The 14,559-nt window shown below is 70.3% G+C and carries 18 protein-coding genes and 1 pseudogene; 8 read left to right on the forward strand and 11 right to left on the reverse strand.

The window, feature by feature from the left end; translation table 11 throughout:
• Positions 1-129 precede the first annotated feature (129 nt).
• The 4 genes from DQ384_RS18150 to DQ384_RS18165 all read left to right on the forward strand — a co-directional run bounded on the left by DQ384_RS18150 (position 130) and on the right by DQ384_RS18165 (position 3,559).
• On the forward strand, positions 130-1,041 hold the full coding sequence (locus DQ384_RS18150; protein WP_114030010.1) for an ABC transporter ATP-binding protein: 912 nt from the start codon (positions 130-132) through the stop codon (positions 1,039-1,041).
• An 11-nt stretch (positions 1,042-1,052) separates the two neighbouring features.
• Positions 1,053-1,847, forward strand: coding sequence for an ABC transporter permease (locus tag DQ384_RS18155; protein ID WP_114030011.1), 795 nt, complete (start codon positions 1,053-1,055; stop codon positions 1,845-1,847).
• Between the two features lie 123 nt (positions 1,848-1,970).
• Positions 1,971-2,819 (forward strand): helix-turn-helix domain-containing protein, encoded by an 849-nt coding sequence (locus DQ384_RS18160; protein ID WP_114030012.1) that lies wholly within the window; start codon positions 1,971-1,973, stop codon positions 2,817-2,819.
• The gene (locus DQ384_RS18165) at positions 2,816-3,559 is read left to right on the forward strand and encodes a phosphodiesterase (RefSeq protein WP_114030013.1); all 744 of its coding nucleotides are present in this window, start codon (positions 2,816-2,818) and stop codon (positions 3,557-3,559) included. The genes DQ384_RS18160 and DQ384_RS18165 overlap by 4 nt, the downstream gene beginning before the upstream one ends.
• Positions 3,560-3,567: 8 nt before the next feature.
• Here the strand turns inward: DQ384_RS18165 and soxR are convergent.
• Both soxR and DQ384_RS18175 read right to left on the reverse strand, forming a co-directional pair.
• Positions 3,568-4,014 (reverse strand): annotated as a pseudogene (gene soxR, locus DQ384_RS18170) (redox-sensitive transcriptional activator SoxR); the annotation flags it as partial.
• Positions 4,015-4,100: 86 nt separating this feature from the next.
• Positions 4,101-4,937, reverse strand: a complete 837-nt coding sequence (locus DQ384_RS18175; RefSeq protein ID WP_114030014.1) for a class I SAM-dependent methyltransferase — start codon at positions 4,935-4,937, stop codon at positions 4,101-4,103.
• A 57-nt stretch (positions 4,938-4,994) separates the two neighbouring features.
• Between DQ384_RS18175 and DQ384_RS18180 the strand changes: the two genes are divergently transcribed.
• On the forward strand, positions 4,995-5,627 hold the full coding sequence (locus DQ384_RS18180) for a TetR/AcrR family transcriptional regulator (protein WP_114030015.1): 633 nt from the start codon (positions 4,995-4,997) through the stop codon (positions 5,625-5,627).
• Positions 5,628-5,728: 101 nt separating this feature from the next.
• The gene (locus DQ384_RS18185; RefSeq protein WP_114030086.1) at positions 5,729-5,974 is read left to right on the forward strand and encodes a type B 50S ribosomal protein L31; all 246 of its coding nucleotides are present in this window, start codon (positions 5,729-5,731) and stop codon (positions 5,972-5,974) included.
• A 47-nt stretch (positions 5,975-6,021) separates the two neighbouring features.
• Here DQ384_RS18185 and dnaB read toward each other — a convergent pair whose 3' ends face one another.
• On the reverse strand, positions 6,022-7,377 hold the full coding sequence (dnaB, locus tag DQ384_RS18190) for a replicative DNA helicase (RefSeq protein WP_114030016.1): 1,356 nt from the start codon (positions 7,375-7,377) through the stop codon (positions 6,022-6,024).
• Positions 7,378-7,691: 314 nt separating this feature from the next.
• Between dnaB and DQ384_RS18195 the strand changes: the two genes are divergently transcribed.
• Entirely contained in the window at positions 7,692-9,002 is a 1,311-nt protein-coding gene (locus tag DQ384_RS18195; protein ID WP_114030017.1) for an MATE family efflux transporter, read from the forward strand.
• 39 nt (positions 9,003-9,041) lie between these two features.
• Here DQ384_RS18195 and DQ384_RS18200 read toward each other — a convergent pair whose 3' ends face one another.
• The 7 genes from DQ384_RS18200 to rpsF form a co-directional block, all read right to left on the reverse strand.
• Positions 9,042-9,815 carry an amino acid ABC transporter ATP-binding protein gene (locus tag DQ384_RS18200; RefSeq protein WP_114030018.1) on the reverse strand — a complete coding sequence of 258 codons (774 nt, stop codon included), beginning with the start codon at positions 9,813-9,815 and terminating at the stop codon, positions 9,042-9,044.
• Positions 9,812-10,765 (reverse strand): amino acid ABC transporter permease, encoded by a 954-nt coding sequence (locus DQ384_RS18205; RefSeq protein ID WP_245966574.1) that lies wholly within the window; start codon positions 10,763-10,765, stop codon positions 9,812-9,814. The genes DQ384_RS18200 and DQ384_RS18205 overlap by 4 nt, the downstream gene beginning before the upstream one ends.
• Positions 10,762-11,640 (reverse strand): ABC transporter substrate-binding protein, encoded by an 879-nt coding sequence (locus DQ384_RS18210; RefSeq protein WP_114030019.1) that lies wholly within the window; start codon positions 11,638-11,640, stop codon positions 10,762-10,764. The genes DQ384_RS18205 and DQ384_RS18210 overlap by 4 nt, the downstream gene beginning before the upstream one ends.
• 282 nt (positions 11,641-11,922) lie before the next feature.
• Positions 11,923-12,369 (reverse strand): 50S ribosomal protein L9, encoded by a 447-nt coding sequence (gene rplI / locus DQ384_RS18215; RefSeq protein WP_114030020.1) that lies wholly within the window; start codon positions 12,367-12,369, stop codon positions 11,923-11,925.
• A gap of 17 nt (positions 12,370-12,386) precedes the next feature.
• A complete protein-coding gene (rpsR, locus tag DQ384_RS18220) occupies positions 12,387-12,623 on the reverse strand; it encodes a 30S ribosomal protein S18 (RefSeq protein WP_061256131.1) in 237 nt (78 codons plus the stop codon).
• A gap of 72 nt (positions 12,624-12,695) precedes the next feature.
• Positions 12,696-13,268, reverse strand: coding sequence for a single-stranded DNA-binding protein (locus tag DQ384_RS18225; RefSeq protein ID WP_114030021.1), 573 nt, complete (start codon positions 13,266-13,268; stop codon positions 12,696-12,698).
• 98 nt (positions 13,269-13,366) lie between these two features.
• Positions 13,367-13,657, reverse strand: a complete 291-nt coding sequence (gene rpsF, locus DQ384_RS18230) for a 30S ribosomal protein S6 (RefSeq protein WP_114030022.1) — start codon at positions 13,655-13,657, stop codon at positions 13,367-13,369.
• A 230-nt stretch (positions 13,658-13,887) separates the two neighbouring features.
• Between rpsF and DQ384_RS18235 the strand changes: the two genes are divergently transcribed.
• Entirely contained in the window at positions 13,888-14,196 is a 309-nt protein-coding gene (locus DQ384_RS18235; protein WP_114030088.1) for a hypothetical protein, read from the forward strand.
• A gap of 77 nt (positions 14,197-14,273) precedes the next feature.
• Here the strand turns inward: DQ384_RS18235 and DQ384_RS18240 are convergent, their stop codons facing one another.
• Positions 14,274-14,459, reverse strand: a complete 186-nt coding sequence (locus DQ384_RS18240) for a hypothetical protein (RefSeq protein ID WP_114030023.1) — start codon at positions 14,457-14,459, stop codon at positions 14,274-14,276.
• Between the last annotated feature and the right edge of the window lie 100 nt (positions 14,460-14,559).

Below are 14,559 nucleotides of genomic sequence, written 5' to 3' on the forward strand. Positions count from 1 at the left end.
ACCAGTCTGCGTCACCAGGGGCTTGGTTCGTAGTGGCGGTGAATGCCCGGATGGGGTGTACCTGGGTACACCCCCGCTCGGGCCGTAACCGCATTCCGGGCGGGCCGCGCGATTCCTAGCTTCGATGGCATGGCAATCATCGAGGTCACCAACCTGCGCAAGATGTACGGATCTCAGGTGGCGGTGGACGACGTGTCGTTCGCCGTCGAGGAGGGAGAGATCTTCGGCGTCGTCGGCCGCAACGGCGCGGGGAAGACGACGACGGTCGAATGCCTCTCGGGCCTGCGCGCGGCGGACGGCGGGACCATCGGCGTCACCGGTCTCGACCCCCGCCGCGACCGCGCCGAGCTGCGGCGGCGGGTCGGCGTCCAGCTCCAGGACTGCTCGCTGCCCGACAAGTTGCGGGTGCGGGAGGCGCTGCGGCTGTACGCCTCGTTCTACGACCGGCCGGCGCCCTGGGAGGGCCTGCTGGAGGAGGTCGGCCTCGGGCCCAAACGGGACACGGCGTTCGCGAAGCTGTCCGGTGGCCAGCGGCAGCGCCTGTCGATCGCGCTGGCGCTGGTCGGCGACCCGCGCGTGGCGATCCTGGACGAGCTGACCACCGGCCTCGACCCGCACGCGCGCCGCGAGACCTGGGAGCTCATCGAGGCGGTCAGGGCACGGGGCGTCACGATCGTGCTGGTCACGCACTTCATGGAGGAGGCCGAGCGGCTCTGCGACCGGATCGCGGTGATCCACCGGGGCCGCGTCGCCGCGGTGGACACGCCCGCGGGCCTGATCGGCGCGGTGGACGGCATGCTGCGTGTCACCTTCCGCTGCCCGCCCGGGTCCGAGGGGGTGCTGCGGTCGGCCCCCGAGATCGCGCGGGTCGTCCGGGACGGCGACGAGGTGACGGTGACCGGGGGCGATGACGTGCTGCTCGCGCTCACCGCCGCGCTCTCCGCCCATCGGATCGTCCCCATGGGGCTGCGTGTGGAACGGGCCACGCTCGACGACGCCTTCCTCGCCATCACCGGCCACGCGGCCACCGACGAAGCCTAGGAGATCCTGACATGTCGCCCAACACGCTGACGAGGCCCTCCCACGACACGCTGGCCGGCCGCGCGGCCCTGCGGACGCTCCTGCGTACCGAGACCAGGCTCTACCTGCGGGAACCGCTGACGGCGTTCTTCACGCTGCTGCTTCCGCTCGGGCTGCTGCTGATCCTCGGCAGCGCCATCCCCGGCTTCCGCGACCCGGACCCGAACCTCGGCGGGGAACGGGTCGTGGACACCCAGCTCCCCGTGATGATGATCGTGCTGTCCATCATGGTCTCCGCCTTCTCGATCATCCCTTCGGTGCTGGCCGTGTACCGGGAACGCGGTGTCCTGCGCAGGATGTCCGTCACTCCCGTCTCGCCCGGGGCGCTGCTGCTGACCCAGCTCGTGATCAACCTGGTCACGACGGTCGTCGCCGCGCTCCTGATGATCATGTGCGGCAGCCTGGTCTTCGGCACGCGCATGCCCACGCAGCTCCCGGTGTTCGCGCTCGCGTTCGTGCTCGGGGTGTGCGGGCTGTTCGCGCTCGGCCTGTGCCTGGCGGCCGTCGTCCCGAACAGCCGCGTCGCCGGGGGCCTCGGGTCGGTCGTGATGTTCCCGCTCATGTTCCTGGCGGGCATGTGGGTGCCGCGCGAGCTCATGCCCGAGATCCTGCGCGAGATCGGCGACTTCACGCCCACCGGCGCCTTCGGCCAGGCCCTGCGCGACGCCTGGGCCGGGACGACGCCCGAAACGCTCCACCTCGCCGTCCTCGCCGCCTGGGCCGTGGCCGCGACGCTGCTCGCCGCGCGCACGTTCCGCTGGGAGTGACCTCGATCGTCCGGGTGGGAACATGAGCCGCCGTGAGACAGCCGCACGCGCGCCGTCCGGGGAACGCCGCCGGTTACCTCCGGCGTAATCGTCATCGGGCACGTCACCACATAGCCTCGCGTCATGACGACCACGGCGCTCTCCCAGCGGCCCGTAGGCGAGCTCCTGCGCCAGTGGCGCGAGCACCGCAGGCTCAGCCAGCTCGACCTCGCCATCCAGGCCGACATCTCGACCCGGCACCTCAGCTTCCTGGAGACCGGGCGGTCCAAGCCGAGCCGCGAGATGGTCCTGCACCTGTCCGAGGAGCTGGACCTGTCGCTGCGCGAGCGCAACCGCCTGCTGCTCGCCGCCGGATTCGCCCCGGTCTTCTCCGAGACGACGCTCGACGCGCCCCGCATGGCGGCGGTGCGCGAGGCACTCCGGCAGATCCTCACCGGCCACGACCCCTACCCCGCGGTCGTCGTGGACGGGCGCTGGAACCTCGTCGAGGGCAACGCCAGCCTCGGGCTGCTCACCGCACTGGTCGACCCGGAGCTGCTGGCCGCGCCCGCCAACGTCGTGCGGGCGAGCCTGCACCCACGGGGGCTGGCCCCGCACATCGTCAACCACGGCGAGTGGCGGGGCCACCTGCTCGGCCGGCTGCGCCGTCAGATCGCGCTCACCGCCGACCCCGGGCTGGAGGCCCTTTACGCGGAGGTGCGCGCCTACCCGTGCGACCAGCCGGAGCCGGAGGTCGAGCTGCCCGGCCCCGGCGAGATCGTCGTCCCGCTGCGCCTGCGCCACGACGGCGGCGAGCTGGCGTTCTTCAGCACGATCGCCACGTTCGGCACACCGCTCGACATCACCGTGGCCGAGCTCGCCATCGAGTCGTTCTTCCCCGCCGACCGCCGCACCACCGAAATCCTCATGGCCGCCACCCGGCACGAGGACAGGGACGGGGAGGAGGTCCCTGTGGCATCCTCGAAGGTATGATCACCCTCGCCCACATCAGCGACGTCCACATCGACGGCGCGCCCAGGAGCGCCGAGCGGGTCGAGCGGGTCGTCCGCCATCTGTCCGGGCTCGCGGGCCCCATCGACGCCGTGCTGGTCACCGGCGACATCGCCGACCACGGCGCCGCGGAAGAGTACGAGCTCGCCCGCGAGCTGCTGCGCTTCCCCTACCCCTCCATCGTCTGCCCCGGCAACCACGACAGCCGCCCCGAGTTCCGCAAGGCGTTCCTCGGCGAGGCCGACGGCGGGGCCGAGCCCATCAACCAGGTGCTGGAGGCCGGCGGCGCCACGATCGCGCTGTGCGACTCCAGCATTCCGGGCAAGAACGAGGGGCACCTCGACGACGGGACGCTGCGGTGGCTCGCCGGCGTCGTCGAGTCCGCCCCCGGGCCCGTGCTGGTGGGCATGCACCACCAGCCGGTGCCGATCCAGATCCCCTACGTCGACGAGATCGGCCTGCTGGAGCCCGAGCGGCTGGAGGAGGTGGTCAGGGCCTACCCCCAGATCGTCGGCATTCTGGTAGGCCACGCCCACACGGCGACCGCCACGATGTTCGCCGGGCGTCCGGTCTACGTCGCGCCCGGAGTGGTCTCGCAGGCGTTGCTGCCGCAGGAGTCGCCGGCCATCCCACCGGTCGACTTCGACGCGCCGCCGGGGTTCGCGCTGCACGTCATCTCCGACGACGGCAGGCTGACGACGCACGCGCGCGTGGTGCCCTGACCCGCCCTGAGCAGCCTGCGGGGCCCCGGACCCTGCCTGCCCATCTCGTCATTGGGGTTGATCAGCGGGCAGCGGTCGATCGACAGGCAGCCGCAGCCGATGCAGTCGGTGAACTCGTCGCGCAGCTGCCGCAGCCTGCGCATGCGCTCGTCCAGTTCCTCCCTCCAGCACTCCGACATGCGCTGCCAGTCGGCGCGGGTCGGAATGTGGTCCGGCGGGAACAGCGCGAGGATCGCGGCGATCTCCGCCAAGGGGATGCCCACGCGCTGCGCCATGCGGATCAACGCCACGCGGCGCAGCATGTCGCGCCGGTACCGCCGCTGGTTGCCGGTGGTACGGCGGCTGCTGATCAGCCCCTGCTTCTCGTAGAAGTGCAGCGCCGACACGCTCACACCGCTGCGCTCGGCGAGCTCGCCCACGCTGAGCTCCATGCCCCGGGGTGGGGAATCGGTCATGGCCGGCACACTCCGCTCCGCTCACTTGACCTCAAGATTACTTGAGGTTTCGAGCGTGCCGCCTCCATGCCGCTGTTTCCGCCGGTTCAGGGGCGAACGGCGCTCACCACCCAGACGGCGCCCGGGATCATCACCCCCTCCGCGGTCTCGTACGACAGGAGCCCCGCCCGCAGCCCCGCGCGGGTACGGGTGAGGACGTCCTCGCCGGCGTCCTGGAGGTTGAACCGCACCGGCCCCATGCCGAGGATGAAGTCGGCCGCGTCGGCGGCGTCGCTTCCGTAGTTCATCAACGCGTCGACGGGGGTGATCTCGACCCCCGTGAAGCCGGACGCGTCGAGCACCTCCCTGATGCGCGCCGGGTCGACCAGCGAGCCCATTCCCCGCGCGGCGGGTGACGGCCCGCGCATCAGCGGGGCCAGCGCCGCCGTGGCGCGGGAGTAGTGAGCGTCGGGATCACCGCCGCGCGGCCCGAGGAACGCCATGCGCCCGCCCGGCCGCAGGGCCCGGCGGATGTTGGCGAACGCGGCCACCGGGTCGGCGAAGAACATGACCCCGCCCCGGCTGATGACGACGTCGAACGCGCCGTCCGGGAACGGGTGGACCTGGGCGTCGCCCCGCTCGAACCGCACGTTGCCCACGCCCTCGCCGGCGGCGTCGGCGCGGGCGCGTTCCAGCATCGGGGCCGACAGGTCGACGCCGACGACGTGCCCGCGCGAGGCCCTGCGGGCTGCCACCAAGGTCGCGTACCCCGTCCCGCAGCCGACGTCCAGCACGCTGTCCCGCTCGCCGATGGCGGCGGCCTCGAACAGCCGGTCGTCGAACCCGGACATGATCCCGTTGTAGCGGCTCGGATTGCGGGCCCAGTGCTCGCCTTCCCAGCCGTTCCACGCCTCGGCGTGGTGGGTGTTCGCGATGGTTTCCATGCCTCTCCCTCGCTAGAGTTAAACTCTAGAGTCGACATCTAGAGATAGACTACAGCCGTGAGTCAGGTCAAGAGCGGTGCCAAACGGACGTTGAAGGCCAACGAGACACGCGGCCGCATGCTGGACGCCGCTCGCGAGCTGTTCGTCGAGCGCGGCTACGGCGCGACGTCGCTCCAGCAGATCGCCGAACGCGCGGGTGTCGCCGTCCAGACGATCTACTTCACCTTCGGCAACAAAAGAGCGCTGCTCAAGGAGCTGATCGACGGCACGATCGCCGGCGACCACGAACCGCTCGCGACGATGGACCGCCCCTGGTTCCAGGACGCGCTCGCCGCCCCGGACGCCGGCGCCCACCTGCGCCTGCACGTCGCCGGCACCTGCCGCATCCTGGAGCGCGTCGCGCCGGTCATCGACATGCTGCGCGCCGCCGCCCAGGCCGACGCCGAGATCACCACACTCTGGGACCAGGACGTCGACCCGCGCCTCACCGTCCACGCCGCCGCCGCCAAGGCGCTGGTCGCCAAGCCGGGCGCCCGGCCCGGGGTGACGGCCGAGGACGCGGCCGACCTGCTGTTCGGCCTGCTCAGCCCCGAGCTGTACCTCCTGCTGGTGCGCGGGCGCGGCTGGACGCCCGAGCGGTGGGAGGGCTGGGCGTACGCCACCCTGCGCGCCCAGCTCTGCGCGGACTGACCCGCGCGGACGCGCGGGAATATACCGGCGACGCTCGGTGCTATTGGCGGCGGTTATCGAAACCAACAAGGGCTTCGATGGCCGGAATGACGGGAATCGCCATGAAGAAGCAGACCCACCCCGAGTACCGCCCGGTCGTCTTCCGCGACCCGAGCGCGGACTTCGCGATCCTGACCCGGTCCACGGTGACGAGCCGCAAGACCGTCGAGTGGGAGGACGGCAACGTCTACCCCCTGGTCGACGTCGACGTCTCGTCGGCGAGCCACCCGTTCTACACGGGCCGCAGCCGCGTCCTCGACACGACCGGCCGCGTCGAACGCTTCCGCCGCCGCTACGCCAAAGCCTGACCCAAGCCGCGACGCGGCCCCGTACCAGCCCGCGCCACCGGCGAGCGCTAGTGCGGGGCCATGTCCACGAACCGGCTGTAGTGCCCCTGGAAGGCGACCGTCACCGTGGCGGTCGGCCCGTTACGGTGCTTGGCCACGATCAGGTCGGCCTCCCCCGCCCGCGGCGACTCCCGCTCGTAGGCGTCCTCCCGATGGAGCAGGATCACGACGTCCGCATCCTGCTCGATGCTGCCCGATTCGCGAAGATCGGACACCTGTGGGCGCTTGTCGGTGCGCTGTTCCGGACCGCGGTTGAGCTGGGAGATCGCGATCACCGGCACCTCCAGCTCCTTGGCGAGCAGCTTGAGCGCACGCGAGATCTCGGAGACCTCCTGCTGCCGGCTCTCGGTCTTCTTCGGCGAGCTCATGAGCTGCAGGTAGTCGACGATGACGAACCGCAGGTCGTGCCGCTGCTTCAGCCGACGGCACTTGGCACGGATCTCCATCATCGACATGTTCGGTGAGTCGTCGATGAACAAGGGCGCCTCGGCGACCTCGCTCATCCTGCGCGCCAGCCGCTGCCAGTCGTCGTCGTTCATCGTCCCCGCCCGCATGGCATGCAACGCCACCCGCGCCTCGGCTGACAACAACCGCATGGTGATCTCGTTACGCGACATTTCCAGCGAGAACACCACGGTGGTCATGTGGTGCCGAATCGCCGCAGACCTAGCGAAATCTAGACCAAGGGTGCTTTTCCCGATGGCCGGGCGTGCGGCCACCACGATCATCTGGCCGGGGTGGAGGCCGTTCATGAGGGCGTCGAGGTCCTGGAAGCCGGTGGGGACGCCGACCATCTGGCCGCTGCGGCTGCCGATGGCCTCGATCTCGTCGAGGGCGCCCGGCATGATCTCCGACAGCGGGCGGTAGTCCTCGCTGGTGCGGCGCTCGGTGACGGCGTAGATCTCGGCCTGGGCGCGGTCGACCAGCTCGTCGACCTCTTCGTTCTGCCCGCCGTAGCCGTAGGAGACGATGCGGGTGCCGGCCTCGATGAGCCGCCGGAGGATGGCCTGCTCACGGACGATCTTGGCGTAGTAGCCGGCGTTGGCGGCCGTGGGGACGACGGCGGTGAGGGTGTGGACGTACGCGCCGCCGCCGACGCGGGCGATCTCGCCGCGCCGGGACAGCTCGTTGAAGACGGTGACGGCGTCGGCGGGGTCGCCGCGCCCGTACAGGTCGAGGACGGCGTCGTAGATGATCTGGTGCGCGGGCCGGTAGAAGTCGTCGGAGCGCAGGATCTCGACGACGTCGGCGATGGCGTCCTTGGACAGGAGCATGCCGCCCAGCACCGACTGCTCGGCCTCGATGTTGCTGGGAGGAGTGCGTTCGAACGGAGCGTCGAAGGCCGGTGCCACCTCACTGCTCACCTGGCGCCCTCCCCTCGTGCTTCCCGGCACCCCCGAAGTAGCCGGGGTGACAGTTTCGCCGGTATCGAACGAACCGGCAACGCGTCCTGTAGACAACGATGTGGAAGAGCTGTGGATAAGGTGTGCAGTTCCGCCCGCGGCATGTGGGAACACTGGGGACAACCCTGTGGATAACCGGGAAGGCTTCTCCACAACCCCTTACTGAGCAGCGAAAACGCTGTCCACGAGCTGTGGAAGAAAGAAAGTCGCCGTGACACGCGGGCCACGCGGGGACCCGGTGCGGAACGGAACGACGTAAGGGGCAAAATAGACGGGTGGCCCTTACCTCCCGCGTCGGCAGCCGAGAGATCCTGCGACTCGCCGTCCCGGCCTTCGGCGCCCTGGTGGCCGAGCCTCTCTTCATTCTCGCCGACTACGCCATCGTCGGACGCCTCGGCACGGTCGCCCTCGGCGCGCTCGGCATCGCCGGCACGGCCCTCACGTCCCTGGTCAACGTCTGCGTGTTCCTCGCGTACGGCACGACCGCGGCCGTGGCCCGGCAGGTCGGAGCGGGTGACCTGCCGCGGGCCGTCAAGCAGGGCGTGGACGGGCTGTGGCTCGCCGCCGCGATCGGTGTCGCGCTGATCGCCGCGGGCTGGCCGCTCGCCCCCTGGATCGTCGAGCTGTTCGGCGCCTCCCCTGGCGTCGCGGGCCAGGCGGTGACCTACCTGCGGATCAGCCTGCTGGGCACGCCCGCCATGCTCGTCATCCTGGCGGGGACGGGAATCCTGCGCGGATTGCAGAACACGGTGGCCCCGCTGGTCGTCTCGATCGGCTCCTTCGCGCTGAACGCCGCGCTCAACGCCCTCTTCGTGCTGGTCCTGCACTGGGGCATCGCGGGGTCGGCCTGGGGGACCGTACTGGCCCAGTGCCTCGGGGCGGTCGTCTACGTGCTCGTCGTCGTCAGGGCCGCCCGCGAGCACCACGTGCCGGTGCGGCCGGACCTCGCGGGGGTCCGCGACGCGGGCACGGCCGGGATCGCCCTGCTGATCCGCACCGTCTGCATGCGGGTCGTGCTGATCGTCGCGACGACGGTCGCCACGCGCATGGGCGACGCGCCGCTCGCCGCTCACGCGATCGCCACCCAGATCTGGACCCTGCTGGCCTTCGCCCTCGACGCGATCGCCATCGCCGGTCAGGCCATCACCGGGCGGACGCTCGGCGCCGGGAACGTCCACCTCACGCGTTCGGCGACCCGGACGATGGTGATCTGGGGCGTGGGCTGCAGCGTGGTGCTGGGGGTGGCGCTCGTGCTGCTGCGCCCGGTCCTGCCCGGCCTGTTCGGCGCCGACCCGGAGGTGAGCGCCGAGCTCGTCTCGGTGCTGTGGATCGTCGCGATCCTCCAGCCGGTCGCGGGCGTGGTCTTCGTCCTGGACGGGGTGCTCATCGGCGCGGGCGACCGGCGCTTCCTGGCCTGGGCGTCCGCGCTGACCACGCTCGCCTACCTGCCCGCCGCGTACGCGGTCGTCCACACGGGCGGCGGGCTGGTGGCGCTGTGGCTCGCCCTCGGGGTGTGGATGGCGGCGCGCCTGGCCACGCTGGGATGGCGCGCGTACGGCCGCGCATGGCTCGTCACCGGCGCCTGACCCGCCCCCGAGCGGAGCGAGGCCATATGCGGGTACAACTCAGACGCGTCTGGCCTCCAGGACTCGCCGGAGGAACTCGCGGGTGCGGGGTAGCCGGGGCTCGGTGAAGATCTGCTCGGGCGGGCCCTGCTCCAGCAGGACCCCTCCGTCCAGGAAGCACACCTTGTCGGCGATGTCGCGGGCCAGGCCCATCTCGTGCGTGGCCAGGACCATCGTCATGCCCGTCGCCTTGAGCTCGCGGATGATCTCCAGCACCTCGCCGACCAGCGCCGGGTCCAGCGCCGAGGTGACCTCGTCCAGCAGGAGCAGCCGGGGGCGGGTGGCCAGGGCCCTGATGATCGCCACGCGCTGCTGCTGGCCTCCCGACAGCCGGTCGGGGTAGGCGCCGGCCTTGTCCGCCAGGCCGAAGCGCTCCAGCAGCTCGCGGGCCTCCTCCTCGGCCCGCGCCCTGCCCACCCCGTGCACCTTCCTCGGTGCCAGCGTGATGTTGCCCAGCACGGTCATGGACGGGAAGAGGTTGTAGGACTGGAACACCATGCCGATGCGCTTGCGCACGTCGTCCGGGTCCGCCCGCACGTCGGTGATCTCCTCGCCGTCGAGGTGGATGACGCCGTCGTCCACGAACTCCAGGAGGTTGACGCAGCGCAGCAGCGTCGACTTCCCCGACCCGGAGGCGCCGATCAGGCAGACCACCTCGTGGGAGTCCACCGACAGGTCGATGCCGCGCAGCACGTGGTGCCCGTGGTAGTTCTTCCAGACGTTCTCGACGCGCAGGACGACGTCCCGCCCCTCCGTCTCCCGCGGTCCGCTCACGCGCCTCGCCGCCTCTGGGACCTGGCCGCCAGGTAGTCGGTGAACCGGGCCATCGGGATCGTCAGCGCGATGAACAGCAGCGCCGCCACCAGGTAGGGGGTGTAGTTGAACGTGTCGGCCGCGTGGATCTGCGCCTGGCGCAGCGCCTCCAGCGGCCCGATCGTGGCGACCAGGGCGGTGTCCTTCTGCAGGGAGACGAAGTCGTTGAGCAGCGGCGGGACGACCCGGCGCACGGCCTGGGGCAGCACCACGAAGCGCATCGCCTGGCCCTGCGTGAGCCCGAGGGAGCGGGCCGCGGCACGCTGGCTGGGGTGCACGGAGTCGATGCCCGCCCGGAACACCTCGGCGACGTACGCCCCGTACGACAGCGTCAGCGCGATCACGCCCAGGGTGGCGAGGTCGGACGGCACGCCCTGGATCTCCAGCGCGGGGAGGCCGAACCCGACGAGGTAGATGACCAGGATCGTCGGCACGCCGCGGAAGACGTCGGTGTAGAGGACGGCGAGGGCGCGCAGGGGGAAGAACACCGGCGCGTGCAGCGTGCGCACCAGCGCCACGAGCAGCCCCACGACCAGGATCAGCGGCTCGGCGATCAGGAAGATCTTGATGTTGAGCAGGAACCCCGCCAGGACGTCGGGGAACGCACCGGTGAACTGGCCGAGGTCGAAGAAGGTCTCCTTGACCCTCGGCCAGCCCGGGGACGCGGTGACCACCGAGACGACCAGGACGACGAACACGACCGTGGAGACGGTCGCCACCGAACTGGAGCGCAGGTCCCTGCGGCGGCGCAGGCGCTCGCGTTCGCGCTGGCGGTCGCTCTTGACCCACCCGCCCTCGGAGTAGTCCCCGGGCGCGTCCGCCAGGGCGCCGTACGCGTCCGCCAGGGCGCCGTACGCGTCCGCCGGGGAGCCGGGCGCGTCCGCCGTCCCCCCGCCGGACGGGTGCGTCACTTCAGTTCCGGCGCACCGGCCGCGGAGCCGAGCCACCGGGTCTCGATGTTCGCCAGCTCGCCGGAGGACCGCAGCGCGCCGATCGCCGCGTTGACGCAGCTCACCAGCGGGCTGCCCTTCTGGAAGACGAGGCCGAACTGCTCCGCCGTGCCGTCCGCACTGCCGAACTGGCCGACGATCTTCGACCCGTCCACCTGGGCGGCGGTGACGTAGAAGGCGGTCGGCAGGTCCACCACCAGGACGTCGACCTGCTTGTTCTTCAGGGCGTTCACGGCGTCGATCTGCTCGTTGTAGACGTTCGGCTGGGCGCTCGGCGCGATGGAGTTCTTCACGGCCGTGAGGGACGTCGTGCCGACCTGGACGCCGATCTTGGCGTCCTTGAGGTCGGCGAGGGAGGCGGCGGAGGCGAACTTGGACCCGTTGAGCGCGACCGCCGCCTGCTTGACCGTGTAGTACCCCTCGCTGAAGTCGACGGCCTTCTGCCGCGCCGGGGTGATCGACACCTGGTTGATGTCGAAGTCGAACTGCTTCTGGCCGGGCGCGAACGCCGAGTTGAAGGGGGCGACCGTCCAGGTGACCTCGTTCTGCGCGAAGCCGAGCTTGCCGGCCACCGCGGCGGCGACGGCGCCCTCGAACCCCTCGCCGTTGGACGGCTTGTCGTCCTTGAACCACGGCTCGTAGGCCGGCTTGTCGGTGCCGATGGTCAGCGTGCCGGGCTTGAGCAGCTTGAGCTGGTCCTTCCCGCAGGTCGCCGACGCGGAGGGCGCGGCGGTCGTGGGGGCGCCGGAGGCGGAGGTGGTGTCGGAGGCCGGAGCGCACGCCACCACCACCATCGCGAGGGCGCCGAGCGCCGGCGGCATCCAGGGACGGAGCATTCAAGCCTCCAGAGGGGGTTCTACCAGGGGAATTCGTCGCTCAGGATATCGGCTGCCACGGATTCCGCCCATACACATCTATGAGGGCTGAAATCATAGCTTTTAGGGCGAGCCACCCCTGCGGCTCCCCGGCGACCGGCCGCCGTGAACCGGGCACCCCCGCGATCGTACGCCCCGCCCGCCCCCCGTCCACGGCCTCCCGCCCGCGGCGAGGCTCAACCGAAACGTCGAAGGGCCCCTCCCGTATCGGGAAGGGCCCTCGTGAATCGACGATCACACCGCTCAGGTGCCGAGAACCTCGACGTCGATGTTGGCGGCCACCTCGGGGTGCAGCCGGACCGAGATGCGGTGCGAACCGACGCTCTTGATCGGGCTGGTGATCTCGATGCGGCGGCGGTCGAGCTGCGGACCACCGGCGGCCTTCACCGCGTCGGCGATGTCGGTGGTGGTCACCGAGCCGAACAGGCGTCCGGACTCGCCCGCGCGCGTCTTCAGCTTCACCCGCAGGGCGCCGAGCCGGCCGGCGACCTCCTTGGCGGTGCCGAGGTCGCGGATCTCGCGGGCGTCGCGCGCCTTCTTGATCGAATCGATCTGCTTCTCGCCGCCGCGCGTCCAGCGCAGGGCGAAACCGCGGGGAATGAGGTAGTTACGGCCGTAGCCGTCCTTGACCTCGACGATGTCACCGGGGGCGCCGAGGCCCGAGACCTCGGTCGTGAGAATGAGCTTCATATCTCGCAGGCCTCCTGTCAGCGCGCGGTGCTCGTGTACGGCAGCAGGGCCATCTCACGAGCGTTCTTGATCGCGGTGGCCACGTCGCGCTGGTGCTGGGTGCAGTTGCCCGTCACCCGGCGGGCACGGATCTTGCCGCGGTCGGAGATGAACTTCCGCAGCAGCGCCGTGTCCTTGTAGTCGACGTAAGAGATCTTGTCATGGCAGAACAGGCAAACCTTCTTCTTCGGCTTGCGCAGTGCCGGCTTCGCCATCGTGGTGCTCCTCCTAAGAGAGCCCCGCGTGATGCGGGAATGGTCGATCGGTTACTGGATGAAACGTGGTGTTCAGAAAGGCGGTTCGTCGCTGAGGTCGCCGCCGCCACCACCGGAGCCGCCGTAGCCGCCCTGGTTGTAGCCGCCGCCCCCACCGCCGCCGTAGTTGCCGCCGCCGCCACCACCGCCGAAGCCGCCACCGGGCGGCGCCGGAGTGGCCGAGGCCCACGGGTCGTCACCGCCGCCGAAGCCGCCGCCCCCACCGCCGCCGCCCTGCCGTGCGGTCTTGTTGACCTTGCACGTGGCGTTGCGCAGGGACGGGCCGACCTCGTCGACCTCGACCTCGTAGACGGTGCGCTTCTCGCCTTCCTTGGTCTCGTACGACCGCTGCTTGAGCCGCCCCTGGACGATGACCCGCATGCCGCGCTGGAGGCTCTCGGCGACGTTCTCGGCCGCCTGGCGCCAGACGTTGCAGGTCAGGAAGAGGCTCTCGCCGTCCTTCCACTCGTTGGTCTGACGGTCCATGAACCGCGGAGTGGACGCGATGCGGAACCGCGCCACGGCCTGCCCCGAAGGGGTGAAACGCAGCTCGGGGTCGTCGACAAGGTTGCCGACGATGGTGATCGTGGTGTCGCCTGCTGCCATGGTCGCTCTCGCCTTCCTGCGTGAATCTGCGCAGCCTGTTGGGCCTCAGAGTACGGCTACCGCCCGACAAAAAGCCGGGCTTCGGCATGACCCGAAGCTCAGTGCATGTCGGGGCGCAGCACCTTGGTCCGCAGGATGCCTTCGTTCAGGTTGAGCTGGCGGTCCAGCTCCTTGACCGTGGCCGGCTCGGCCGTCAGGTCGATGACGGCGTAGATGCCCTCACCCTTCTTGGCGATGTCGTAGGACAGCCGGCGGCGGCCCCACACGTCGACCTTCTCCACCGTGCCGCCGTCGTTGCGGACGACCGTGAGGAACTGGTCGAGCGACGGAGTCACCGTGCGCTCATCGAGGGACGGGTCGAGGATGACCATCAGTTCGTAACGACGCATGTGGACTTCCAACCTCCTCTGGACTCTTGCGGTCACGACACCATGCCGTGACAGGAGGACGCCGACGCTCTCGCACCCGCTTTCGGAAGGGGGAGCGGCCACGCGGGTGATGACACGCGTAGCAAGCGCAGCCCAAGAAGTCTACCAGGGTCACCGACCGTGCCCGAGCGATTGTCGGCGCGCCGTAAGGGGAACGTCACGAAGAGAAGAAAGGAGGAGCAGTGGACACCATGTCACAGCCCCCTGGCCGGTCCGCGGGCCGGTACCACGTCACGCTCAACACCGACGGCAAGAGGCATCCCCTGGAGAATGCCCTGACGCTGGCCGCGCTGTCCTGCGGCCTGATCGCGTTCATGAGCGGGCTGTTCGTCCCCGTCCACGTCGTCGCCTCGTGGGCCGGGGTGCTGGGGTTCGTCGGAGGCTTGTACGCGCAGTACGTCTCGGCGACGACCGCCGAGCGCTCGCTGAACATCGTCGCCATCGTCGCGTCGTTCGTCGGCACGGCGCTGGGCATCTATCACGGCGGGTTCATTCCCTGACCCGCCGCGTTGTGACGGCGAGTCGACGGGGCGCCCCCGAGACGCCCACGCCGGTTCGAAGGTGCGCGCGTCCGCTGTCACAAGCCTCCGATGTGGAGGTCGACGCCGAGCAGGATGAGGAACCAGAGCAAGATCGCGAGCAGGGCCTGGGCGACCCTTTTGAGGAGGTCGGGGGTGATGTAGTGGTGGACCCAGGCCACGTAAAGCCCGATGAGGATGTAGATCAGGCCTAAGAGGCTGATCCCGCGGCGACGGTAGGCCACTGTCTTCTCCTATATGTCACGGTACGCGGGTTTCCGGGCGTACCAACTCGGCGCCTCTACTGCCCCTGGTCAAGTGCTCGAAACGACTACGCTCGTCCCC

It is taken from the genome of Sphaerisporangium album (genome assembly GCF_003323745.1).
Taxonomy (GTDB): Bacteria; Actinomycetota; Actinomycetes; order Streptosporangiales; family Streptosporangiaceae; genus Sphaerisporangium; species Sphaerisporangium album.

Coding starts and splice junctions, on each gene's coding strand:
- DQ384_RS18150 (WP_114030010.1), top strand. CDS start 130: ATGGCAATCATCGAGGTCACCAACCTGCGCAAGATGTACGGATCTCAG.
- DQ384_RS18155 (WP_114030011.1), top strand. CDS start 1,053: ATGTCGCCCAACACGCTGACGAGGCCCTCCCACGACACGCTGGCCGGC.
- DQ384_RS18160 (WP_114030012.1), top strand. CDS start 1,971: ATGACGACCACGGCGCTCTCCCAGCGGCCCGTAGGCGAGCTCCTGCGC.
- DQ384_RS18165 (WP_114030013.1), top strand. CDS start 2,816: ATGATCACCCTCGCCCACATCAGCGACGTCCACATCGACGGCGCGCCC.
- DQ384_RS18175 (WP_114030014.1), bottom strand. CDS start 4,937: ATGGAAACCATCGCGAACACCCACCACGCCGAGGCGTGGAACGGCTGG.
- DQ384_RS18185 (WP_114030086.1), top strand. CDS start 5,729: ATGAAGAAGCAGACCCACCCCGAGTACCGCCCGGTCGTCTTCCGCGAC.
- DQ384_RS18210 (WP_114030019.1), bottom strand. CDS start 11,640: ATGCTCCGTCCCTGGATGCCGCCGGCGCTCGGCGCCCTCGCGATGGTG.
- rplI (WP_114030020.1), bottom strand. CDS start 12,369: ATGAAGCTCATTCTCACGACCGAGGTCTCGGGCCTCGGCGCCCCCGGT.
- rpsR (WP_061256131.1), bottom strand. CDS start 12,623: ATGGCGAAGCCGGCACTGCGCAAGCCGAAGAAGAAGGTTTGCCTGTTC.
- DQ384_RS18225 (WP_114030021.1), bottom strand. CDS start 13,268: ATGGCAGCAGGCGACACCACGATCACCATCGTCGGCAACCTTGTCGAC.
- rpsF (WP_114030022.1), bottom strand. CDS start 13,657: ATGCGTCGTTACGAACTGATGGTCATCCTCGACCCGTCCCTCGATGAG.
- DQ384_RS18235 (WP_114030088.1), top strand. CDS start 13,888: ATGTCACAGCCCCCTGGCCGGTCCGCGGGCCGGTACCACGTCACGCTC.